At 63.0% G+C, this 24,089-nt stretch carries 20 protein-coding genes; 11 read left to right on the top strand and 9 right to left on the bottom strand.

Annotated features, from left to right (window positions below):
* The first annotated feature begins 167 nt into the window (after positions 1-167).
* Together purF and HUK73_RS05840 are read left to right on the top strand one after the other, a co-directional pair.
* Positions 168-1,628, top strand: coding sequence for an amidophosphoribosyltransferase (gene purF, locus HUK73_RS05845; RefSeq protein ID WP_176591053.1), 1,461 nt, complete (start codon positions 168-170; stop codon positions 1,626-1,628).
* 86 nt (positions 1,629-1,714) lie between these two features.
* Entirely contained in the window at positions 1,715-2,425 is a 711-nt protein-coding gene (locus tag HUK73_RS05840; protein WP_176591052.1) for an SDR family NAD(P)-dependent oxidoreductase, read from the top strand.
* On the opposite strand, the gene HUK73_RS05835 is transcribed toward HUK73_RS05840, so the two are convergent.
* Positions 2,422-3,687: a cyclopropane-fatty-acyl-phospholipid synthase family protein gene (locus HUK73_RS05835; RefSeq protein ID WP_176591051.1), complete on the bottom strand. Its 1,266-nt coding sequence runs from the start codon at positions 3,685-3,687 to the stop codon at positions 2,422-2,424. The two genes, HUK73_RS05840 and HUK73_RS05835, sit on opposite strands and share 4 nt — an antisense overlap.
* A gap of 35 nt (positions 3,688-3,722) precedes the next feature.
* A complete protein-coding gene (locus HUK73_RS05830; RefSeq protein WP_176591050.1) occupies positions 3,723-5,099 on the bottom strand; it encodes a deoxyribodipyrimidine photo-lyase in 1,377 nt (458 codons plus the stop codon).
* Positions 5,100-5,284: 185 nt separating this feature from the next.
* Here HUK73_RS05830 and HUK73_RS05825 point away from each other — a divergent pair, with 185 nt between their 5' ends.
* From HUK73_RS05825 to HUK73_RS05785, 9 genes are all read left to right on the top strand, one after another.
* On the top strand, positions 5,285-5,770 hold the full coding sequence (locus tag HUK73_RS05825; RefSeq protein WP_176591049.1) for an RNA pyrophosphohydrolase: 486 nt from the start codon (positions 5,285-5,287) through the stop codon (positions 5,768-5,770).
* A gap of 43 nt (positions 5,771-5,813) precedes the next feature.
* The gene (locus HUK73_RS05820; protein WP_176591048.1) at positions 5,814-6,713 is read left to right on the top strand and encodes a YdiY family protein; all 900 of its coding nucleotides are present in this window, start codon (positions 5,814-5,816) and stop codon (positions 6,711-6,713) included.
* Positions 6,714-6,755: 42 nt separating this feature from the next.
* Positions 6,756-7,964 (top strand): hydrolase, encoded by a 1,209-nt coding sequence (locus HUK73_RS05815; protein ID WP_176591047.1) that lies wholly within the window; start codon positions 6,756-6,758, stop codon positions 7,962-7,964.
* 13 nt (positions 7,965-7,977) lie between these two features.
* Positions 7,978-8,997 carry an arginine N-succinyltransferase gene (locus HUK73_RS05810; protein ID WP_176591046.1) on the top strand — a complete coding sequence of 340 codons (1,020 nt, stop codon included), beginning with the start codon at positions 7,978-7,980 and terminating at the stop codon, positions 8,995-8,997.
* On the top strand, positions 8,994-10,253 hold the full coding sequence (locus tag HUK73_RS05805; protein WP_176591045.1) for an N-succinylarginine dihydrolase: 1,260 nt from the start codon (positions 8,994-8,996) through the stop codon (positions 10,251-10,253). The genes HUK73_RS05810 and HUK73_RS05805 overlap by 4 nt, the downstream gene beginning before the upstream one ends.
* Before the next feature lie 27 nt (positions 10,254-10,280).
* The gene (locus tag HUK73_RS05800; protein WP_176591044.1) at positions 10,281-10,502 is read left to right on the top strand and encodes a hypothetical protein; all 222 of its coding nucleotides are present in this window, start codon (positions 10,281-10,283) and stop codon (positions 10,500-10,502) included.
* 50 nt (positions 10,503-10,552) lie between these two features.
* On the top strand, positions 10,553-12,004 hold the full coding sequence (locus HUK73_RS05795; RefSeq protein ID WP_176591043.1) for a cobyric acid synthase: 1,452 nt from the start codon (positions 10,553-10,555) through the stop codon (positions 12,002-12,004).
* A gap of 171 nt (positions 12,005-12,175) precedes the next feature.
* Complete coding sequence (locus tag HUK73_RS05790) at positions 12,176-13,888, top strand: type I secretion system permease/ATPase (protein ID WP_255326208.1); 1,713 nt, start codon at positions 12,176-12,178, stop codon at positions 13,886-13,888.
* Between the two features lie 6 nt (positions 13,889-13,894).
* Complete coding sequence (locus HUK73_RS05785) at positions 13,895-15,277, top strand: HlyD family type I secretion periplasmic adaptor subunit (protein WP_176591041.1); 1,383 nt, start codon at positions 13,895-13,897, stop codon at positions 15,275-15,277.
* Here the strand turns inward: HUK73_RS05785 and pelF are convergent, their stop codons facing one another.
* From pelF to pelG, 7 genes are read right to left on the bottom strand one after another with little or no spacing between them, the layout of a single operon-like run.
* Complete coding sequence (gene pelF / locus HUK73_RS05780) at positions 15,278-16,768, bottom strand: GT4 family glycosyltransferase PelF (protein ID WP_255326207.1); 1,491 nt, start codon at positions 16,766-16,768, stop codon at positions 15,278-15,280.
* Positions 16,768-17,631 (bottom strand): hypothetical protein, encoded by an 864-nt coding sequence (locus tag HUK73_RS05775; protein WP_176591040.1) that lies wholly within the window; start codon positions 17,629-17,631, stop codon positions 16,768-16,770. The genes pelF and HUK73_RS05775 overlap by 1 nt, the downstream gene beginning before the upstream one ends.
* A complete protein-coding gene (locus tag HUK73_RS05770) occupies positions 17,628-18,575 on the bottom strand; it encodes a hypothetical protein (protein ID WP_176591039.1) in 948 nt (315 codons plus the stop codon). The genes HUK73_RS05775 and HUK73_RS05770 overlap by 4 nt, the downstream gene beginning before the upstream one ends.
* Positions 18,575-20,101 carry a hypothetical protein gene (locus HUK73_RS05765; protein WP_176591038.1) on the bottom strand — a complete coding sequence of 509 codons (1,527 nt, stop codon included), beginning with the start codon at positions 20,099-20,101 and terminating at the stop codon, positions 18,575-18,577. The genes HUK73_RS05770 and HUK73_RS05765 overlap by 1 nt, the downstream gene beginning before the upstream one ends.
* Complete coding sequence (locus HUK73_RS05760) at positions 20,098-21,837, bottom strand: lipopolysaccharide assembly protein LapB (RefSeq protein WP_176591037.1); 1,740 nt, start codon at positions 21,835-21,837, stop codon at positions 20,098-20,100. Before HUK73_RS05760 ends, HUK73_RS05765 begins: the two co-directional genes overlap by 4 nt.
* Complete coding sequence (locus tag HUK73_RS05755) at positions 21,834-22,694, bottom strand: endo alpha-1,4 polygalactosaminidase (protein WP_176591036.1); 861 nt, start codon at positions 22,692-22,694, stop codon at positions 21,834-21,836. The genes HUK73_RS05760 and HUK73_RS05755 overlap by 4 nt, the downstream gene beginning before the upstream one ends.
* Positions 22,691-24,088 (bottom strand): exopolysaccharide Pel transporter PelG, encoded by a 1,398-nt coding sequence (gene pelG / locus HUK73_RS05750; RefSeq protein ID WP_176591035.1) that lies wholly within the window; start codon positions 24,086-24,088, stop codon positions 22,691-22,693. The genes HUK73_RS05755 and pelG overlap by 4 nt, the downstream gene beginning before the upstream one ends.
* Between the last annotated feature and the right edge of the window lies 1 nt (position 24,089).

The following is a 24,089-nucleotide window of genomic DNA, read 5'->3' as shown; positions in this document are numbered from 1 at the left end:
AAGGCCAGTGCACCTTTTCCCAATATCATCGGCGGTAAACCGCGATTTCCCATTTCGCCGCCCCTTTTTTGTGACAGACAGGCGACAAATCGTCCTCGACACACTATATGCGCGCGAAAGCCACCCCATTGGGGCGGACAGGATTGGCAGTGGACCATCAAAAACCCATGTTTACGACGAACCCGTTCGACGACGACAAACTGCGTGAGGAATGCGGTATTTTTGGCGTTTTCAATGCTGAAACCGCCTCCGCCATGGTTGCGCTTGGCCTTCATGCGCTTCAGCATCGCGGTCAGGAAGCCGCCGGCATCACCAGCTGGGACGGCCATGATTTCCATACCCATCGGGCGATGGGCCATGTGGCCGGCAATTTCGACCGCGATGAAGTGATTCGGGGCCTGCCCGGCAGCGCTGCCTGCGGTCATGTGCGCTATTCAACGACTGGCGAAACGTCGCTCCGCAATGTTCAGCCGCTTTATGCGGAGCTGAGTTCCGGCGGTTTCGCCGTCGCGCATAACGGCAATATCTCCAATGCCATGAAGCTGCGCCGCGAGCTTATCCGGCGCGGGTCCATTTTCCAGTCGACCTCGGACACCGAAGTCATCATCCATCTGGTCGCGACCTCTACCTATCGGACGTTGCTCGATAAGTTCATCGACGCGCTGAAGCAGGTCGAAGGAGCCTATTCGCTGATCGTCATGACGTCCGAAGGGATGATCGCCTGCCGCGATCCGCTGGGCATCCGGCCGCTGGTCATGGGCAAGCTGGGCGATTCGACGATCTTCGCGTCCGAGACCGTCGCCTTCGACGTGGTCGGCGCGGAACATGTCCGGTCCATCGATCCGGGCGAACTCGTCATCATCACCCATGACGGCGAAGTGCGCAGCCATCGCCCCTTCGGCGAAAACCATCCGCGTCCCTGCATTTTCGAGCATGTCTATTTCAGCCGCCCGGATTCGATCGTCGACGGTTCCAGCGTCTATTCGGTCCGCAAGGCGATCGGCGCGCAGCTCGCCATCGAAAATCCGGTCGAGGCGGATTATGTGATCCCCGTGCCCGACAGCGGCGTCCCGGCCGCCATCGGTTATGCCCAGCAATCGGGCATTCCCTTCGAACTGGGCATCATCCGCTCGCACTATATCGGCCGGACGTTCATCCAGCCGGGCGACAAGGTCCGCCACCTTGGCGTCAAGCTGAAGCATAATGCCAATCGCGCGCTGATCGAAGGCAAGCGAATCGTCCTTATCGACGATTCGATCGTGCGCGGCACCACCAGTCTGAAGATCGTGCAGATGATGCGCGAAGCGGGCGCCAAGGAAGTGCATATGCGCATCGCCAGCCCGCCGACCAAGCATAGCTGTTTCTACGGCGTCGATACGCCGGAACGGACCAAGCTGCTCGCCCATCGCCTGGACATTGGCGGGATGCAGGAGTTCATCCATGCGGACAGCCTCTCCTTCATTTCGATTGACGGGCTCTACAAGGCGCTGGGCGAGGCGAAGCGGGCTGACATCCGGCCGCAATATTGCGACGCCTGCTTCACCGGCGATTATCCGACCGTGTTGACCGACCAGGACGAAGCCGTGGTGCAGAACCAGCTCGAACTGCTCGCCGAACGCGTGGTCTGACCGCCTTTTCTCTCCGTTGAATGGACAAGTCCGGGGCTTTGCGGCTTCGGACTGGTTTCTTCCCGCCCCTCATTAAGGGAACTCCCATGCCGACTCAGACTCTATCCGGTAAGCTCGCCCTTGTGACCGGCGCCAGCCGGGGGATCGGCGCCGCTACCGCCGAAGCGCTGGCTGCAGCCGGTGCCCATGTCATTCTGACGGCGCGGACCAGTGGCGGATTGGAAGAGGTGGAAGACCGCATCCATCAGGCAGGCGGCCATGCGACCATCGCGCCACTCGACCTGATCGACGGTGAAAGCATCGGACGGTTGGCTCAGGCGATTTCGGGGCGTTGGCAGGCGCTGGACATATTGGTGCTCAATGCGGCGACCTTGGGCAGCCTGGCCTCTGTTCCGGCCATCGACGCCAAGGAATTTGCGCGGCTGCTTACGCTGAATGTCGCCGCCCCGCAGGCTTTGATCGCTGCCTTTGACGGCATGCTCCGGGCAAGCGGCGATGCGCGCGTGGTGGCCCTGACATCCTCTGTCGGCGCACAGCCCCGGGCCTATTGGGGGGCCTATGGCGCGTCCAAGGCCGCACTGGAAACGCTGGTTCGCGCCTATGGCGAGGAGGTGAAGAATATCTCCGCCATCCGTACACATATCATTGATCCGGGCGCAACGCGGACAGCCATGCGGGCGCGCGCCTTCCCCGGCGAAGATCCGGTAACGCTGAAGGAACCGACTGTCGTGGGGCAGGCTATTTTGGATCTGGTCGTCAGCGACACGCCTGACGGTTATCGTACGCGGGTCGGTTAGGCGGATTTTTCCAGCGTCACCTGCGCGACATCAATGGTGCCGCCCCGGAAACCGCCTTCACAATACATCAGATAATAGCGCCACAGATCGACAAAATGCTGATCGAAGCTGGCGGGTAACTGCCCCTTGTCGATGACGCGATCGAACCGTTCCCGCCAGCGCCGAAGGGTTTCCGCATAGTGGACGCCGAAACGATGGACATTCCGCCATTGCAGCCCCTGCTCTTCCGCCAGTTGCCGGAACCGGCTTTCTGACATCAGCATCCCGCCGGGGAAGATATAGGTCTGGATGAAATCGGCGCCGCGCGCATAGCCTTCGAAAATCGCATCGTCGATCAGGATATACTGGATCGCGGCCCGGCCGCCCGGCTTGAGCAGACGAGCAATGGCCTGGACATAGTCGGGCCAGTAGCGCTCGCCCACCGCCTCCACCATCTCGACGCTGGCGATGGCGTCATATTGCCCCTCGGCATCGCGATAGTCCCGCAGGATGATATTCGCCCCCGATCCCAGCCGGTCGCGGGCATATTCGGCCTGTTCGACCGACAGGGTGAGGCCGTCATAGTGGATAGCGCAACGTTCCATCGCCCGCTCGGCCAGCCCGCCCCAGCCGCAACCGATCTCCAGCAGCGAAGCGCCCTCCTCAAGGCCCAGCCGATCGATGATGGCGTCGGCCTTGCGCTGCTGCGCGCGTTCCAGGCTTTCAATTCGGTCCTGAGGATCGCGGAACAAGGCGCTGGAATAATGCATGTTCCGGTCCAGCCAGAGGCCGTAGAAATCATTGCCCAGATCATAATGATAGGCGATGTTCCGGCGCGATCCCTTGCGGCTGTTGCGGCGCGCCCAATGCACCGCCTGCCCCATCCAGCGCGCTGGACCGCTGGGCCGGGCGACACTGCCCAAAGGCAGGGCATTGGCCATGAACAGTTCGAACAGCGGAACGGGGTCAGGGCTGGTCCACTCCCCACGCGCCCATGCCCTGTACCAGCCCGCCGATCCCCCAGTGATGAGACGAAGCAAGGCCCGCCAGCGCAGCAGATGCACCTCGCAGGCCGGCCCTGGCGCGCGATGACCCAGCAGCCGCTGGCTCCCGTCCGGCAGGATTGCGTGGAGCGATCCCTTTTCCAGCCCCTCGTCGATCCGGTCGAGCAGACGGTGGAATTGCTGTCCAACCCAACGGCCCAGCCAGCCGTGAGTGTAGCGATCCAGCGGACGTCGAACCGGAATCGCCGCGCGGCCGCGCCGGGGATCAATTGCGTTCATGGCACCACTTTGCCTGATGGTTTATCGCGCCGCAATCACGGCTTGCTCTGGCTGTAAGCAGCAAGCGCCCGTGCGCGTCCTTCCTTATGCCCGATGCATTTGGACGGATAATCGGGCGGCCGCACGCCATGGGCATCAGGATCGTGGATCTGACGATCCTCCAGATGGGCGAGTTCGGGTACCCATTCCCTGATATAGTCGGCGGCATCGAACTTCTCGGATTGGGTGAGCGGCGCCATGATGCGGGAGAAGATATTGGCATCCACGCCGCTGCCCGCAACCCATTGCCAATTGACGCTGTTATTGGCGTAGCTCGCATCGACCAGCGTGTCCCAGAACCAGCGGGCGCCATGGCGCCAGTCGATCAGCAGATGCTTGATGAGGAAACTCGCCGCGATCATGCGGACGCGATTGTGCATCCAGCCGGTCGTCCAGAGCTGGCGCATGCCCGCGTCCACGATCGGATAGCCGGTTCGGCCCGCTTTCCAGGCCTTGAAATCCGCGCCTGCCGTCCGCAGGTCGCGCCACGGCATGGCGTCGAACGCCGCTTTGGCATTTTCCGAGCCATAGGTTGGCATCGCCCAGATCTGGCTATGCGCATAGTCTCGCCAAATCAGTTCCTTGAGGAACATGGTCGCGTCGCCGGGCGCTTTGCTGACTTCATGCCAGACATAAGCGGGCGAAACCTCCCCGAAATGGAGATGCGGGGACAGGCGCGACGTTCCCTCCAGCGATGGCAGGTTCCGGGCAACCGCATAGTCAGCCGCTTCATCCAGAAAAGCAGCGACATTGGCGCGCCCGCCGTTCTCGCCCGGTGTCCAGTCGCGGGAAAAGGCGGCTGCCCAATCGGGCTTGCCGGACAGCAAATGCCAGTCGTTCAGCGAATCGCTTTTGGGCCATGTTGAAGGGCCGCCGATATGGGAGGGCGCCGGCACCGGGATCGCTGGCGGCATCTGCTCCATCAGCGCTCGGGCAAAAGGCGTGTAGATGCGATAGGTTCCGCCCCCACCTGTCCGAACCGCGCCCGGTGGCAACAACAGACCGCCATCATGCAGGCACAGGTCCAGTTCCCGCCCGACCGCCTTTTCCACATTGCGCCACCATGGTTCATAATGGTGCAAGGCGTGGACTCGCCGCGCGCCCGTTTCCTTCGCGAGTCTGGCTAATTCAGCGGCCGATTCTCCGCGCCGGAGGATCAGGCGGGCCCCCTTGCCGCGCAAATCTTCATTCAGGCTCTTCAGGCTGTGATGCAGCCACCAGCGCGATGCCCCACCCATCTTCCATTGCCGGGGCGCGCCATCGTCCAGCACATAGACCGGGATCACCGGCCCTTCATGGGCTGCGGCGGCCAGAGCGGCCTGATCGGACAGACGCAGATCCTGACGGAACCAGAGAATGACGGGAGCGGCCATGCGACCCCAATGCCATTGGGCCAAGCCGGTTCCAAGCGCCCGTTGCGGCAGTTCATTCCCTTTGGGACACAAATCGCCGTCCTTGCCATTTTCATCCATGGACGCGCGGCTTCCCGCTGATTATTCTTGCACTGCAATAAGGGCGTGTGCGACCGGCATGCCCGGGACAACGATCAGGGACTAAGATGGCCTCGATGCCGAATGATTCAGAACTCGCCTACCGGCCGTGCGTCGGTATCATGCTCGTCAACATGGATGGCAAGGTTTTCGTCGGCCAGCGGATCGATAACAAGGTTGAAGCCTGGCAGATGCCGCAGGGTGGCATCGACGATGGCGAAGACATGAAGGCCGCCGCTCTTCGCGAACTGAACGAAGAGACGGGCATCGACCATAGCCATGTCGAAATCATCGCCAAGGCGCGGGAGGAGCATTTCTATGACCTGCCCGCCGAACTGATCGGCAAGCTGTGGGGCGGCAAATATCGGGGCCAGCGGCAATATTGGTTCCTCGCCCGTTTCCTGGGAACGGATGCCGACATCAACATCCAGACCGAGCATCCGGAATTTCGCGACTGGAAATGGACCGATCCCGAATCGCTGCCGGACCTGATCGTGCCGTTCAAGCGCAAGCTGTATCGCGACGTTCTTCAGGAATTCAGGGCATTGATCTGAAAAGCGGGTTAAAATCGGCCGCCATGTCGGCATGAGCAGGCCCATGCGTTATTGCCTGGCCCTTCTTCCCCTGCTCGTTCCGGCGCCGGCATGGGCCGACTATCCGGTGTTGTTGCCGCCTGCCGTGCGCGAAATGCTGGAGGCGGCGATTGCCAACGGCAATGAAACCGAAATCGCCACCGTCGCGAAGATCGCCAAGCAGACCAATCCCGGTTCGGCCGATGAAATACAGCGCATGGTCAATAGCTGGAAGGAACGGACCAAGGCGACCCGCGATACCGTGATCCGGGAAGCGCGTTTCACCGAACTCTGGACCGGCAAGGTCGAGGCCGGCGGCTTCCGTTCCACCGGCTCCACCAGCGAAATCGGCATCAGCGCCAGCGCCGCCTTGAAACGCAGCGGCCTCCAATGGTCCCATAAATTGTCCGCCAGTGTCGATTATCGGCGCGCCAATGGTGTGACCTCACGCGAACGCTATACCGCCAGCTACGAACCTCGCTATGAGTTCGATCCGCGCGGTTTCGCATATGGGCTGACGCAATTCGAGCGGGACACCTCCATCGGCTATGACGAGCGTTACACCGCTTCCGTCGGCATCGGTTACAAGCTTGTGGTCAGCACGCCGCTCGACCTTTCGCTCGACGCCGGTCCGTCCATCCGCCACGCCAAATATGCGATCGGAGCGCGCGAAACCAAATTGGGCGCGCGTGCGTCCATGGACCTTGCATGGCGGTTGGCGCCGACACTGGTGTTCAAGCAAGTGGCGTCCGGCTATGCGGAAAGCGACGTCTACTCAATCAATTCCCTGACTTCGCTGGAAACCAAGGTGAGCACGCGATGGTCGGCGGCAATGTCCTATAATGTGCAATATGAGTCGGAAACACTGCTGACGGCACGGGATTTCGACACGCTCAGCCGCCTGACCCTGACTTACGCTTTCTAACGGGGGTGGAGGCTCTCCCTCCGCTCTGATAGGGTCGCGAGGATGAGAGGAATTTCATCGTTGGAGCAAGGCGCCATGGCGCGCGCGGCAGAAGCGCCCATGCTCGCACAGACTGAAACATGGGCCGGCGTGAACAGCGGATCACGCAATCTCGCGGGCCTTGCCACCATCGCCGGGTTGCTGGCCGATGCCTTTGCGATATTGCCGGGCACGCTTCGCCTGGTCGATCCGGGAAGGGTCGAGGCAGTGGCCTCCGATGGACGGCTGACAGAGCTTTCGCACGGACAACATCTTCACATCGCCGTCCGCCCGGATGCACCAATACAGATATTGCTGACCGGCCATATGGATACGGTGTTCCCCGCCGATCATGCGTTCCAGACGCTGCGCTGGATCGACCCACTGACGCTGAACGGGCCGGGGGTGGCCGATATGAAGGGCGGCCTTGCCGTCATGCTGGCCGCGTTGAACGCGCTGGAGATAGCGCCCGAAGCCCGGAATCTGGGCTATGAGGTGATCGTCAACAGTGACGAGGAAGTGGGCAGCCCTTCCTCCGCCCCATTGCTGCGGCGGGCGGCGGCAGGAAAACGGGCCGCCTTCACCTATGAACCTGCGCTTCCCGACGGAACGCTGGCAGGCGCGCGAGCGGGCAGCGGCAATTTCGCCATCGTCGTGACGGGCAAAAGCGCCCATGCTGGCCGCAATCCGCAAGACGGCCGTAATGCCCTGCTGGCTGCTGCCGATCTCGCGCTGAGGCTGAAGGCGGGCAGTGGTATTGGCCTGTCCTGCAATCCGGCGCGGATCGAGGGCGGCAGCCCAAATAATGTCGTTCCAGACCATGCCATTCTCCACGTCAATTTCCGGCCGCAAACGCCCGCGAATGAAATTGCCGCCCGGCAGTTGCTGGACGATGAGATCGGCCGGGTTGCCCGCGACCATGAAGTGAAGATTCATCTTCATGGCAATTTCGGCCGCCCGCCCAAGCCGATGGATGCAAAGGCGGAATCGCTGTTCTCACTGGTTCGGCAGTGCGGCGAGGATATGGGGCTGGCAATTGGCTGGCGGGACACCGGCGGCGTCTGCGACGGTAATAATATTGCAGCCTGCGGCGTGCCCGTGGTCGATACCATGGGCGTGCGCGGCGGGAATATTCACAGCGATTCGGAATATCTGATCGTCGACAGTCTGGGCGAACGCGCGCAGCTTTCGGCCCTGGCCCTGCTCCGCATTGCGCAGGGACGTTTTTCATGAAGGGGATGAACGCTTGAGTTTCTTCATGCGCACGGCGCGGGCCGACGATCTGCAAGCCCTTTATGAAATGGCGAAGCTGACCGGGGGCGGATTTACCAACCTGCCGCCCGACCGGAAGTCGCTTGCCGCCAAGCTGGAGCGGACCGAACAAGCCCTCTCGCGCCAGGCCGACAGTGTCGAGGACGAACTGATCGTCATGGTGCTGGAAAACGGTCAGACCGGGCAGGTTCGCGGCACTTGCCAGATTTTCAGCAAGGTCGGGCAGAACTGGCCCTTCTACTCCTATCGCCTTGGCGTCCTGACCCAGCATAGCCGGGAACTGTCGCGCACGTTCCGGGCAGAGATGCTCTCACTCGTCACCGATCTGGAAGGATCGACCGAAGTGGGCGGCCTGTTCCTGCACCCTCGGGAGCGGGCGGAGGGGCTGGGCCTGTTGCTCGCGCGCAGCCGCTATCTCTATATCCGCAACCATCGCGCCCGCTTTGGCGAGCGGATCATCGCGGAACTGCGCGGCGTGATCGACGAGGCGGGCGGATCGCCCTTCTGGGACGGGCTGGCCGGACGCTTTTTCGGCATGAGCTTTCAGGAAGCAGATGAGTTCAACGCCGTCAACGGCAACCAGTTCATCGCCGACCTGATGCCCAAAACGCCGATCTATACGGCCATGTTGACCGACAGCGCCCGCGGCGTGATCGGCATGCCGCACCCCAATGGCCGCGCCGCGATGCGCATGCTGGAGACGGAGGGTTTCACCAATCCCGGCTATGTCGATATTTTCGATGGCGGCCCGACCATGGTGGGGCAGATCAACTCCCTGAAGACCATCGCCCATGCCACGGACGTTACGCTGGGCGCCGTGCACGAAAAGGGTGGAAACAAGGTGCTGGTCGCCATCGGGCTGCTGGCGGATTATCGATGTACCTACGGTTTCGTGACTGAGCGGGATGACGGCACGATCTCGCTTGACCGGGCCTCGGCAGAGTTGCTGGGTCTGGAACCGGGGCAGAATTTCACCATGGCGGAGCGGGCATGACGGTCAGGGAAATCAATTTCGACGGCCTCATCGGTCCCAGTCATAATTATGCGGGCCTCAGCCTTGGCAATCTCGCCTCTTCACGTAATGCCGGCGCCGTGTCCCATCCCAGGGCGGCGGCGCTTCAGGGCATTGAAAAGATGCGCTCCAATATCCGGCTGGGGCTGACGCAAGGACTGTTTCTGCCGCAATGGCGGCCCGATGGAGCATGGCTCTCGGCATTGGGCACCGATATCGGCAATGCGGAGGCGCATATCCGGGCAGCGGCAATGTCGGCTTCGTCCATGTGGGCCGCCAATGCCGCAACGGTTTCGCCCGCTGCCGATACGGCTGACGGGCGAACGCATCTGACCGTCGCCAACCTCGTCACCATGCCGCATCGCAGCCATGAATGGCCGCAGACGCTGGCGCAATTGCGGCTCGCCTTTTCGGACCGGGACGCCTTTGCGGTGCATGGCCCCGTCCCCGCGCCCTTTGGCGACGAAGGCGCGGCCAATCATATGCGCCTGTGCGACAGCCATGGCGAAGCGGGCGTGGAGATTTTCGTCTATGGCCAGTCCGGTGGCCCCTTCCCCGCCCGCCAACATATTGAGGCAAGCAAGGCCGTCGCGCGTCTGCATCAGCTCGATCCGGGGCGCACATTGTTCGTCATGCAGTCAGAGGAGGCGATCGCGGCGGGCGCCTTCCACAATGACGTGGTGGCCGTCGCCAATGAACATGTCCTTTTCACCCATGAACAGGCTTTTGCGGACAAGGACGTCTTCTACGCCGATCTGCGCGCTTCGCTGCCATCGGTGGAGATCATTGAGGTTCCGGCCAGCGCCGTCAGCCTGTCGGATGCGATCCGCAGCTATATTTTCAACGCGCAACTGGTGACATTGCCGGACGGTGGCATGGCGCTGGTCCTGCCGACAGAGGCGCGTGACATGCCCAATGTGTGGGCATGGCTGGAAGCCATGGTCGCGGGCAATGGCCCCATCCGACGCCTCATTCCCGTCAATGTGCGCCAGTCCATGGCCAATGGCGGCGGCCCGGCCTGCCTGCGGCTGCGCGTGGTGGCCGACCCGGCCAATATCGACCCGCGCTTTCTGGCCGATGAGGCCAGGCTGGACGAAATAGCCCGGATCGTCGATGCCTATTGGCCCGAAGCCATCGCACCCGACGATTTGGCCGATACCCGGTTGATCGCCCGGATCGAGCAATCATGGTTAACGCTTGTTGACCATTTGCGACTTTCAGGCGATCTAATGCCATAGCACGAGTCCAGCCACCGAGTGGGACAGATGGAACGGATCAAACGCCTCTTCACCATCAAGACCAAGTTCGAGGCGTTTCTGGTCATCTACGCTCTGGCGCTTGGCGCGACGGAGCGGGGCCTAGTCTACATGCAGCAATATCCGGGGATGGGCGGGCATTTGCTGGCGCTGGCCTGTACCGGCAGCGTGTTCATGGCGGGCGGGATGTTGCTGGACGCCGTGGATATGCGACGCAGCGCATTCGGCTGACCGCAAACTAGTCCCTTGAAACCGCCGCCTGCGCCATGCAGGAGCGGGCCATGGCTGCAATCATGTTTCAGGGCACGGGTTCGGACGTCGGCAAATCCTTGCTGGTAGCGGGGCTTTGCCGCGCGCTGCTGCACCGGGGCTATAGCGTGCGCCCGTTCAAGCCGCAGAATATGTCGAACAACGCGGCCGTTACCGTGGACGGTGGTGAAATCGGGCGCGCGCAGGCGCTTCAGGCCATCGCCGCCCGAGTCGAGCCGCATACAGACATGAACCCGGTGCTGCTGAAGCCTCAGGCCGATCGCACCTCCCAGCTTATCGTTCACGGCCAGTTGCGTGGCGCGTTGGGTACGGGGAATTTCCGGTCGGCGCGCGGTGAATTGCTCGACGCCGTGCTCACCAGCTATGACCGGCTCAAGACGCAATGCGACATCGTGGTGGTGGAAGGCGCCGGCTCGCCTGCCGAGGTCAATCTGCGGCCGGGTGACATCGCCAATATGGGCTTTGCCCGTGCTGCCAAGCTGCCGGTCATATTGGTTGGCGACATTGACCGGGGCGGCGTGATCGCGGCGATTGCGGGCACAAAGGCGGTGATCGATCCTGCCGATGCGGCGATGATCCGCGGTTTCCTGATCAACAAGTTCCGCGGCGATCCCGCATTGTTCGAAGATGGTTATCGCCATATCGAGCGCCTGACCGGCTGGAGAGGGTTCGGCGTCATTCCCTGGTTGACCGCCGCCGCCCGCCTGCCCAGCGAGGACGCCGTCATACTGGAGCGCGGACAGGCCCGATCCGGCGACCGGCTGATGATCGCCTGTCCGATCCTGCCGCGCATCGCCAATTTCGACGATCTCGATCCGTTGAAACTGGAACCATGCGTGGAAGTCGTGATGGTGCCGCCGGGTCAGCCGATTCCGGCTGAGGCGGCCCTGATCGTCCTGCCGGGATCGAAGGCCACCATTGCCGACCTGCAGGCCGTGCGCGATCAGGGGTGGGACATCGACATTCGCGCGCATCATCGACGCGGGCGGCCGATATTGGGCATTTGCGGCGGCTATCAGATGCTCGGCCGCCTGATCGCGGACCCGGACGGTATCGAGGGGCCTTCCGGCAGTGTCGAGGGACTCGGCCTGCTGGATGTCGAAACGCGGCTTACGCCGGTCAAGACGCTGGAAAGGACCAGTGGGATTGCGCTGGGACATGGCTTTTCCGGCTACGAAATGCATGTGGGCGTCACCAGCGGCGGCGATTGCGCGCGGCCCTTTTCCATGATGGATGACGGGCGGTCGGATGGCGCGTCGGATATGAATGGCACCGTGCTTGGAACCTATGTTCATGGGCTGTTTGCCAGCACCGCTTTTCGCGCCGCCTTTTTGGAGCGATTGGGTGGGACGTCCATGCTGGGCGATTATCAGGCGTCTGTGAACGATGCGCTCGACGCCATCGCCATGCAACTGGAAGACCATGTCGACATGGCGGCCCTGATCGACCTGGCCGTGGCCTGACCGCTTGTTCCAACGCGGCACAGGACAGCCGCCTATGCTGATTGGTATATTTACCGGAAATCGCCAAAATATTATACTTGAGCCACAGGGTATAGGACGAAGAGTATAGCCTGATATTTCGGGGCATGGGGGGCGCTTATGTTGCTTGACCTGCAAGTACCGGCAGCCCCGATGAAAGCGGCCCTGGCATCATGCAGGCGGCATTTCCTGTCTTCCCTGATATTCAGCGCGCTGATGAACCTGCTCTACATTGGGCCGGTACTGTACATGTTGCAGGTCTACGACCGCGTCGTTGCCGGACAGGGACGGCTGACCCTGCTCTTTCTGACGATCATCATTGCGGTGGTCATCGGCACCCTGTCTCTGCTGGAACAGGTCCGGTCCCGTCTTCTGGTGCGGGCGAGCGTCCGGCTGGACCGCCAGTTGGCCGGGCTTCTGCTCGACACGACGCTGAACGGACGCGGATCGACCGGGGAGGCGATGAACAAGCAGGTCCTGCGGGAGTTCGACACGCTGCGACAGGCGCTGACCGGGCCAACAATCTTGTCGATCTTCGATTTTCCTTGGACCCCTGTCTACGTCATCGTCTGCTTCCTGATCCATCCCGCCATTGCCGCTTTGGCGCTGGTTGGCGGCGCTGCCCTGCTCTACATCGCGCGTCTCAATGAAAAACACACCAACGGGCCATTGAAGCAGGCGAACGAAGCCGCGAACAAGGCCTATGTCAGTCAGGAACAGACGCTGGCCGGTGCTGAGGTGATCCGGGCGCTCGGTATGCGGCACGCTCTGGTGCGCCGCCATCTGCTCGAACGCCAGACGATGCTGACCCTGCAGGCGAACGCCAGTTTCGCGGGCGGCCATTATGTCGCGATCAGCAAGTTCATCCGCCTGATCCTGCAATCGCTGGCTCTGGGGCTTGGCGCCTGGCTGGCGATCAACAACCAGATTTCGGCCGGCGCGATCTTTGCCTCGTCCTTCCTTGTCGGGCGCGCGCTGTCGCCCATCGACCAGTTGCTGAGCGCATGGCGCAGCGTCGTCCATGCCCGGGCGAGCTATGGAACGCTGAATGACCTGCTGGAAGCGCGAGAGGCGGATATTGCCCTCACCCGCCTCCCACCGCCCAAGGGGCATATCGCCGTCGAGCATCTGACCCATTTCATCCCCGGTCAGGAGCATGCCGTATTGGGGGATGTCAGCTTCACCGTGGAACCGGGCGAAGTCGTCGCCATCGTCGGCCCCAGCGGCGCCGGCAAGTCGACCCTGCTGCGGATGTTGTCGGGCGCGGCACGGCCCTTGCGCGGATCGATCCGCTATGACGGCGCGAACATTCAGGACTGGGATACCGAACGGCTGGCGCCATTTGTCGGCTATCTGCCCCAGGATACTTCGCTGTTCGCCGGAACGGTCAAGGAAAACATCGCGCGGTTCCAAAACTTCCTGTCCAGTGAAGACGATGCCATCGACAAAGCCGTCATTGAGGCAGGGCGGCTCAGCGGCGCGCATGATATGATCCTGCATCTGCCGGGCGGCTATAATCGGATGCTTGGCTGGGGCGGGCGTGGGCTTTCCGCCGGGCAGGCCCAGCGCGTGGGATTGGCGCGCGCGCTCTATGGCGCGCCGCCCATGGTCTTTCTGGACGAGCCCAATGCGCATCTGGACGCCGAGGGCGAAGTGCGGCTGGTGGCGACGCTGGACGATCTCAAGAAGAGAAAAGCCTCCGTCATCATCGTCGCGCATCGCATGGGCATATTGGGCGTCGTCGACAAGATCATGGTGATGCGCGACGGACGGCTGGAAACCTTTGGATCACGCGATGATGTTCTGGGGCGGCTGAAGGCAATTCAGTCGGAGGAGCAACCCACGGCACAGACGGCGGAGGGCTAAGGCGCCATGGGAGACGTTCAGCTCAGCGATGCCAGCGGCGCCATCCAGATCACGCGTCCGGGAGGCTATGAGAGTCCGCAGATCGACGACCGGCCCGATCGTGACATGCGGGTGGGCATCATCATCGCGGTCCTGTTCTTCGTCGTCTTCCTGGGCTGGGCGGCCTTCGCCCATCTGGACGCGGCGGCCTATGCGGGCGGCCGGCTCACCGTGCTGGGGCAGCGGCAGGCGGTCCAGCATCGTGACGGCGGCGTGGTCGGTGCGATCTTCGTCAAGGAAGGGCAGCATGTCCGGCAGGGCCAGACGCTGATAGAGTTGGCAGGGGCCGATGTGCGGGCGCAGGCGCGCATGTACGGCGCGCAGTTGATTGAACTGAAAGCCCAGCGCGCCCGGTTGATCGCCGAACAACTGGGGGCAAGCCATGTCGAATGGCCCGCCGATTTCACCACGCTTCAGGGAGAGGAAAAGAAGGACGCGGAGGAGGCGATCAAGCTTCAGACCACCCAGTTCAACGCACGTTCCTCCGTCCTGACCGCCCAAACCGGGGTCTTGCACCAGCAGGCCAGCCAGGTGCAGGAAACGGCGCGCGGCTACAGGTCGCAACTGGCGGCCTCAGCGGAACAGGAGCGGCTGATCGGCGAGGAACTGGACAGCCTGCACGATGTGGCGGAGAAAGGCTTCGTGTCCAAGTCGCGCATCCGTTCGCTGGAGCGTGCGCGCGCCGACCTACAGGGGCAGCAAGGGCAATTTTCGGCAAGCATCGCCCGTTCCGGCGCCGAAGCCGGGGAAAATCGCCTGAAAGCGCTGGAAGCGGAAAAGGCCTATAAGGAACGCGCCGCGTCCGAATTGCGCGACGTGGAATTTTCGTTGAACGAGGTTGCGCCGAAATATCGCGCAGCCAAGGACCAGCTTGCACGGCTGGAGATCCGCGCGCCCGCAACCGGCACCATCGTTGGACTGAACGTCTTCACCGTTGGCGGCGTGATCGCGGCGGGTCAGAAGCTGATGGACATCGTGCCGGATCATGCCGGCCTCGTCATCGAATCCCAAATCGCACCCGACGATATCGATGATCTGAAAGTGGGCCAGAATGCCCAGATCCGCTTCAACAGTCTGCATGAACGCGACTTGCCGATCATGGACGGACGGATCACCCGGCTTTCCGCGGACAGTTTTCAGGACGAAAAGACGGGCAAGTCCTATTATACGGCGGAGGTTACCGTACCGTCGAAGGAACTGGACGAGATCCGGAGCAGGCGCGGGCAGGATTTCAACCTGAAAGCCGGAATGCCCGTCCAGGTGCTGGTGCCGCTGCATTCCCGAACAGCGCTGCAATATGCGCTGGAGCCGCTCACCCAGTCGCTATGGCTTTCCTTCCGGGAACATTGATCATTGCAGTTCGGAAAATCGCGCCTGCGCACCGAGCGCGGAGTAGATGTGCCGATATTCCGCGATGATGGCGCTGCGGTCATAATCCTTCACGACCCGGTCGCGCAGCGCTTCGCCCATGGCGCGGCGTAGCGATGGCGCGCGCAGCAGGCGGACGATGGCGGCCGCCGTTCCTTCCGGATTGACCAGTTCGGTAACGATCCCGCCGGGCCGGTCGACGGTCGGCGAACGTCCCTCGATCATTTCCCGGCAACTGCCCACGTCAGGCGCGACCACAGGCACTCCGCAGGCTCCCCCTTCCAATATCACCAGAGGCTGCGCCTCCGACAGGCTGGTGAGGACGAGCAGGTCGATACGCGCCAGCCATTCGGCGACGTTGACGCGACCGGCGAATTGCACGGCATTGCCGATGCCCAGTTCCTTGACCAGTGCCTCGCAATCGGCGGCATAATCGGGGTCCTCGTCCAAGGGCCCCAATATGGCGAAGCGCACCTCCGGCATTTCCGACAGGACGAATCCGGCGGCTCTTATGAAGGTCTTCACATCCTTGATCGGCACCACCCGCCCGATCAGCGCCACCAGCGGGCGCGCAGGGTCACTCCGGCGCTCAACATGCGCGAAACGCCCCGCATCGATGCCGTTGGGAATGACCCGAAGCCGGTCCTGCCGGGCGCCGAGCCGCCTCTGCGTCCGGTTATTGGCCCCGTAAAGCGCGATAATCGGGTCGCAGGCATCGTAGCAGGCACGCGTATAGGTCTGGAACACGGCCAGCCACAGATCGCGCAGATCATGCCCCTCCCTGTCGAGTGTCAGGCCCGTCTCGATCTGATCGCCGATCCAGTCGGCCATCATGATCTCTATCTGCCGTTCCAGCATGTAGATGCCATGTTCGGTGATGAAGGCGGGCTGGCCGGTTTCATAGGCCGCCCGCGCCGCCAGAAGCCCTGCAAAGCCCGTGGAAATGGTGTGATACACCTTGGCCTTCGGCAAAGGCGCCAGCAGCATCTTGAGCAAACCGCCCAGAAGAACCCGCATCGCCCAGAAGAAATGATGGAAGGATGCGGAACGGAAGGCCGTATCGTAATATTGGATGAAAAGGTCGAATATTTCGGGATTGGACAGCAGATCGCCCGCCGCCGGAGTCGGTTGCAATCCTTCGATCTCGTGCCGCAGCGCGATCAGTTCATCCTTCCCCCCCTTCGACAGGAAGCCCAGCAGCAAACGGCCGATCCGCTTCATCTGCGGCGCCGGGTAACGGCGCGGCAGGCAGGGTTCGATCAGCAACGGAACCTCGACCACCTCCACCACATTGGGCGGCGGCTCCACGCGCCAGGGCTGTCGGTTCGATCCAGCCTTGATGGCCACCAGGGAGAAACGCACATCCGGCATGGAAAGGATCAGGTCCTGCAGCCAGCTTGATACGCCGCCAACGACGAAGGGATAGGCCCCTTCGACGATCAGGCATACGTCGCTGTCTCCATGGTCTGGCATCAGCGTGACAACTCCACGCTTGAAATATGATTGGGCCTAGGCTGCGCCGCGTGCTGCTGCTCCATCGCCCGCCTGACCTGCGCGCGCGCCGCACGCAGCGCGCGACGGCGAATGTCCGGCTTGATCAGTTGATCCGCAATCTCGTCCAGCTTACGCCCGGCATCCTGACAGAGGCGCAGGCGCTGGGACTGAGGGAGAAGCTGGTTGAAGCAGCCATGGTCCGCCAGCAACATGGCCAGCGCATAGCGGTCGTCCAGATTTTGGCTGGGTGCGATGCGCGCCTGCAATTCTCCGCTTTGTTGAGCCAGATTATAGCTGACTTGTGCGGCGGCGGCGGCGGCCAGCGCACGGATGGTCTGATCCTCGTCCGACAGGGCCATGACGATCAGGGGAGAAAGGCGCGGCTCGAAGGATGTCACCACCGTTTCCAGCGCCTTGTACCGGGCCGGAAGATCGCCATGACACAGGACCGTCGCCAGCGATCCCACTTCGTCGCAATCGGGATAGCGCACCCGTTCATCCAGAATCCGGCCCAGCCGCTCGACCGGAGAGATGCTGTTGCCGGTTCGGCGGATACGCACATTATCGTACACGATCTGCCTTTTGCCGCGGCCACTGGCCGCTAACGGCGCCACCAACAGGCAAAACAGCATGCCCGGCGGCCCCATCGCCGCGCCGATCGGCAAAGCCAAGGATTGCAGCGTGGTTGCGCGGCGCAGCCGGGGCATTATGAACAACAGGGTCGCGATGGTGAGGCCCAGATGAGCGGGCGCAAACCAGTAAATGGCGGTCGGGCCTGCCAGCAGCGCCCGGACAAGCAGGAGGAGTTCGATGATCGAGCCAAGGGCAAGCGGCGGGATCAAGCGACCTTCCCCTCCGGCACTTGCCATTTGGCGGCAAAGGCGGGGTCGCGACCGAACAGGGCGCCGCTCTTGCCGAGAAGGTCGGCGACGTGCAGCAGTTGCGCCATATAGGCTTGGGTGATCCTGATCCCGGTGAGGCCATGGATGATGATGATCCCCGCCAGTTGCTCACCAGGGCCGATCACCGGCAAGGCGATGGACCCGATCTGCGCCATCATGGCCTGATCGGCAGGGTCGTTGCCCTGCACCACCCTGGGCCCGGCGAGCATGGCCTGAACCAGAACCGACTTGGTCAGATCGGACGGCTGGCCCGATGTCTTCCTGCCGCCGAAGCGCGCCACGACCTGGTTCCCGCGCACATCATAATAGGTGAAGTCCTCCGTCTGAGCGGCGAGCGCGATCATGCGCGCAATCGCATCGATCTGCCGTTCCGGGTCGGGTTCGGAAAGGCCAAGGCCGGCGGCTATCGCATGCACGACCGTCCGCTGTTCCGTCGCGATCCGCACCTGAAGCCGGCGATTGATATCGGTGAGGCGGGCGACCACATCCGCCATCTTCTTCCAGTTGCGATCCATCGCCTGCTGCTGCCGTTGCTGGTCCGCAATGCGATTGCGCCGATTGGCCGTCACCTCACCGACGATCAGCGCCGTCACCATCCACAGCATGGGCTGGATCGACATACGCAATTGCTGTTCCAGATGATCCGCCGGTCCCGACCAGACGGTCGACCAGCTCAGCCAGATCGCCGAAGCGATAACGCCCGCCAGCAATCCCATGCCCGTGCCATAGGCGGTCGCCATGACCAGCACCGGCAGCCAATAGGGATTGGGGTTGAGATTGGAAAAGGCGTCGCCGGACAAAAGCCCCTTGTCGATCGCTGCCAAGATTCCGAACAGGACCAGCATTTCGACGCATTGGAGAAGGACGGGCTGCTCTTTCCGCATCAATGCCTCCCAAGATAGCGCGTCAGCGCTATGCGGAAATAAAGCTGCCGCCCCGAAATGCCGGGGCGGCTGATCGAACTCACACCGCCGCTTGCCTGAAGGCGCCAGCCGTCGCTCAGCCGTCCCGTGGCGCTGATGTTGGCGGTTGGACCATTGGTCTTGCCCTTCCGATCGAAGGTCCAGCCAGCCGCCCCGGTCAATTGCCAGCGGGTCCAGGACATGCCTGATATCAACTGAAAACTGTGGTTTTCCCGGTCGCTCAGCGGGATATAGGCAAGATTATTGGGCCTTATATCCGTGCGGTCGACATATTCGGCATCCAGCCGGTAGCTGAAGGCCAGCGACGGCTTGCCCCGGCGGAGCAGATAGTCAAAGCCCCCCGCCACCGTGAAACTGGTGGTGCGGGCGCCCGTGCCTTTCAGGCCATAGCCGTTCCAGGCGCCATCGGCCTGCACCACCAGTTCCGGCGTCAGCCTGATCGTGCCGCCCAGTCCGGCCCGGCTGATATGGCCTCCAAAGGTTGATTGTTCGGGGGTTGCGAGATCCGGCAGATGATAGGCCAGCACCAGCCGCCCTTGCCTTTCCGGCGGCCCCGCGAACAGACGCAACCCCGCGCCCGCGACCTTTTCGTCAAGCTGGGCGCTGCCCTGCAATTCCAGCCGGGAGACGGCCCCCAGATTGAGCGTCGCAAAAAGGTCGCCAATGGTCGAGTACGAGGTGCGGTTGCTCAATATGCCCGTCGGGCCATAGACCGTATCGGCTTCCGACCGGAACCAGCGCAAGCCCGCCCCCGCCGAAATTTGTGGGTTGAGCGGGATCATCGCATTGAGGTCGCCTTCCGCCTGCCAGAAAACCTTGCCTCCGCGCGCCGTTGCCGCCGCCGCGACATTGCCGCCGGATTCCGCCAGGGTCTGACGCGCGAAGGGATCATCCGCCGCCAGATTGCGGTAACGGCCTGCCCCCAGTGCAAGCGCACCTTCCGCAATTTCCATGTCCGCCAGCAGGCGTTGAAGGCGCTTATCATCGGGATGCGCGACCGCCAGCGGCGCGAGCCGCCGCCGGGCCAGATCGGGATAGCCCGCCGCGGCATCGGCCTGCGCACGGGCGATGGTGAGTTCCATGTCTATGTCGGGCATTGGCGGCTGGCTGGCGATCGTGGGCGCCGGCGTGGCTTCTGGCTCGGGAACGAAGCGGACGTGGAGATCGCGCCCGTCCGCTCTTGCCTCCAATCGACGTCCACTGGCGGCGCGAAGCAGCAGGCTGTTGTCGTTCCAGCGCAGATCGGCAAGGTCGTCACCCGCGGTCCTGGCAAAATCCTTCAGCGTCTCATCGGCTATCGGCCGGTCGAAGCGGACCACCAGTTCATAGCCGCTATTTTCCAGTTGCAGATGAACATCGTCGCGCCAATGCAAGTCGACGGTCTTCTCGTCGGCTGACACCGACACGCCGGTATCGGTCGGTAGCGCTGCAGTTAAAAACGGCAGCGGCGGCGCTGAAAACAGAAGGGCCGCGACCAGTGGCGTCATGGTTGCAATACCTTCCTCGCCCGTCCCGGATTGCCGGACGCGATAAGCAATTGGGAGAGCATGATGTTGAGCCTCCGGTCATTGGGCGATGCCCTGCGCAGCATTTCGACCATCGCCATGGCGTCGGACGTGCGACCCAGCCTGTTCAGCAGCTGGGCCTGCTCGATGGACGGCGGCGTGACGGTCAACAGCCGCTCCAGCCAAGGTCGGGCCGCAGCATCGCCTTTCAACTTGCTTTGCGCATCAGCCATCAGGCGCAATGCCGCCCGGTCGTCAGGCCGGTCCCGCAAATAGCCCTGGAGTTGTGTTACAGTCTCCGCCGCATCGCCCCTGTCCCAGCCGTTCCAGGCAAGGTTCAGGCGATCGGAAGGTTCCGCTTGTCCTGCAGCGATGCGGGCGCGGGCAAGGGAGAGCGCATAGCGCCCTGCCCGGTCGGTTGGAACGACAGCGGTGGCGGCGGCCTTCAGTTGCGCGGCGGAAAGCTGGCGTCCGTCCAGCAGCCCGTCCAGCGCCCGCGCCGCCGCTGCACGATCCCGCGCGGCATTGGCGAGCGCGATGCGCTGGACCAGCATGTCACTGCTGTCCGCTGACGGACGGGATTCCAGAAAAGCAAGCGCCTTGGCGGGCTGTTCCCGCTCGACATAGGCGGGCAGCCAGTGCGGGTCCGCCGCTGCGCGCGAACGCAGCCAGTCCAGATCCTCCCCAGCCGGGCGTGGTCCCATCAGATAGAGCATCCGGGCGGAAGATTTGTCATTCCCTGCACCGTTGGCCGACTGTTGCCGCAGCAATGCGATGGCGTCGGGACGAAAACCCTTTTCCAGCAATCTCTGGGCAATGGCTGGACGGTCGGCGCCGCTGGCCGATGCCTGTTCCAGCAAATATTGGCGCATCGCCTGCGGCTTGCCCGACGCCATGATGATGCTTTCCCGCGCGGCATCACGGCCTGAGGGCAGAAGCGCAGCGTAGCGGAGCGCCGATCCGGTATCCCCCGACTTCTGTGCCAGCGTCATGGCGAGCCAGGGGTTGCCGGCCCGCCAGCCGGGCGTCCCCGCCCGGTCGATACGGGAAATGAGATCGTAGCGCTGCGCCGTATTCGCCCAGGACGCCAGATCCAGTGCCTGAGACTGGCTGAGCCGCGGGATCGCCCCATGTTCGGCGGCGGTGATCAGCATGTCCGGCGTGGCAAGGGCGTAGGCCGCCTCCACCACATCCTGCGGTGGTGCGCTTCTGGGGGTCATGGCTGCGGTGCGCAGCAGATCGGCCGCGCCCTGCGCATCGCCGGTCTTGCGATGCAGGTCGAAACGCAGTCGCCAAACAGCGGGCGCGGCGCGATCCGGCCGGCTTTCCAGAAAGGCCAGGGCGACATCGGGTCGGCCACTCGCCATGATGTCATAGCTGATCCGGTCGGTGGCGACCGGCGCGCCGCCCTTCGCAAGCGCGTCGGCCATGGCGGAAAGCGTCGAGGCGCTCGCCGTGGCGGTCGATGCCGCCATCAGGCGCTGAAGATCGGGTACGGCGAGCCGCTTTCCCTGTGTAAAGCGCTGCATCAACTGTGCATTGCTGGGCGGTGGCGTGGGGATGGCGACGGGGGGCGGAGAAAAAGTGCCCCGGCGAATGGCGTCGGCGATCTGCCAATGATTGGGTATCAGCAGGGCGGTGGTGGCAAGCAGCAGGCCCCCTCCTACTATCGGACCGAAAAAGGCCATGTTCGGATTGCGCAGCGCTTGGATGTTCATGACAGAGGCTCCGGAATGAGCCGGTCGAGGGCCAGGGTGGACACATAAGGCTGGAATCCGGCGGCGCGTTCGCGCGCATAAAGGCTGGCGACGGTCGCCTTGTCCTGCGGGTCCCAATAATCGAGCGTGGCGAGCGTCAGGCGCGGATTGACCTGCCGCGCGGCCAGTAGGTGCCCGGCCTGCCATGCCCAATCGTCGGCAGAGGTCATTTCATAATGCCCGTTCGCGAAATTCCAGCGGGACGCCATGGCTTCGGCCAGCACCAGATCGATCTGGGTGGCCACCGCCGGCAGCAGCGCATAACCCCGGTTCATCATGATCGTGATGGCGGGAAAGCGCTTGCGGATGGCTTCGACCAGCCCGGCGGCCCCGGCAATCATGCCCTTGTTCCGTTTGGCGTCTTGCCGCTCCATGGCCTCTGCATTGTCGAGCGTGTCCATGAAAATGCCATCATAGCCCTTCTGCAAGATGTCGGGGATGAGGCGGTCGAGCACCATCTTCGTCCACGCCGGATCGCGCAGGTCGACCAGGCGGGCATCGGGCCAGTTGGGATTGGGCTGGCGCAGGGCGCCCGCTTTTTCCAGTTCCGCGATGAAAGGCCGGTCGGCATGGACTTCGCCCAGGCTGATATAGCCGAGCAGGCGGCTGCCCTTCCCCCTGAGCGGAGCGATGGGGCGCGGGAAATCGGGTTCCAGCACCAGCAACTCATATCGCCGGGCTGTGGCAGGGTCCGTGGTTCCGCCATAATCGACGCCCCAGGCCTCCGCACTATCGGTTTCGGGAAGGGCGCGCGCAGACAGTCCGAAGACCATCAGCGACAGGGCGAACAGATCGCGGCGGCGGAAAGCAGGGTTCATGGCCAGAACCTCGCATTGCCGACGACTGCCGGGTTGTTGCCCACGAACAGCAGATAGGTGAGATTGCCGGTCGCCTGCGCCACCAGCGCCACTGCGAGCGACGCCGCCGTGACGGCGCCGACCAGATAGCCGAAACCGAAACCTGCAAAGCCGATATTGCGAAACAGCAATGTTGTGATGGCACTGGCGATCAGGAAACTGCCCCATATGGCGACGATCCGCCCCGACAGGTCGTAATAGGACAGGATGATGCTCATCTGGATCGCGACGAGGTGGAACACCACGCCCAGCGCCGTCAGGCGGAAGCCGAATATGCCGCGTGCATTGAGGTCCAGCAGGCGGACGATCTCCGGCGCCAGCACCCAGCAGAAACTTGCCAATATCGCCTGTTCGACCATCAACAGGCGCAGGTCGAGCCGGATCGTCCTGCCGATCTTCCGCCGTGCCTTTTCGATCCGGTGCCGGTTGGCGGTGCCCATGCACTGCGTCATCAGATCGGCGAAGGCGCGATCGAAACGGGTCTCGGTCGTGACAAGGATCAGCGTCAGACCGGGGATCATGGTCAGCAGGCCAAGGAAGCTCGCCTGGTCGTTGATCGGATTGACCCGCAGGGCGCCCACGGCCTGCACGCTGCCCGGCGCCCACCAGAGCAGCCATTTGTCGATCCAGATGGCCAATGCATTGGTCAGGCCCGCGGCGCCCAACGCGATCATGCCGGGTGTCCGGGTGAACCCGCTGAACTGCCAGAGCGGATGGCCCGGAAAATCCTCCCTGATGGCGGCTATCATCAGCGCCAGCGTCACGATCAGTCCGGCGGCAATGGCGGCGAGTACCGCTTCAGGAGCAGTCGGCCGGATCAGGAAAAGCGCGATGGTCGTCATTGCAATGCCGGAGATATAGGCAAGGAAGATCGGCCGATGACGCCATGTCGCATGAAGGAAGGGACTGGCGATCCAGATTTGCGCGAACAGCGTGAGGATCGCGGTCGCCAGCAGGAACTGGTCCGGGCGCATCGCGCCGGCAAAGCCGAAGAGCATATTGCCCGCGATCAGTGCGGCAAGGGTGGCGAAGACAAGCGCCACCATCAATATCGACGGAATCGCGTCGCGTTCCCCAAGATAGAGGCGATCCGACGCCAGACGCGTCACGATCATCGCCAGCGGCGCGGTGATGACGGTGGAAATACCGAAGGCATAGACCAGGCTGGTCTGGACGATCACATGGTCGGCCGGCAGCATGACGGTCCGGGTCCATTGCTGGAGCAGGAAGATGGCGCAGGCGGTCATCAGCCACGGTCCGGAACTGATGACCGCCCCGTGGATGGCGGCACTGGCGATGCCGCCCAGGCCATCCTCCCGGGCTATCCGATCCAGTCTGAAACCGATGCCGGCCATT

Origin of the sequence: Sphingobium sp. EM0848 (genome assembly GCF_013375555.1) — a bacterium.
Classification (GTDB): domain Bacteria; phylum Pseudomonadota; class Alphaproteobacteria; order Sphingomonadales; family Sphingomonadaceae; genus Sphingobium.
The sequence above is the reverse complement of the archived record's forward strand: the minus strand, read 5'-3'. Positions and strand labels throughout refer to the sequence as shown.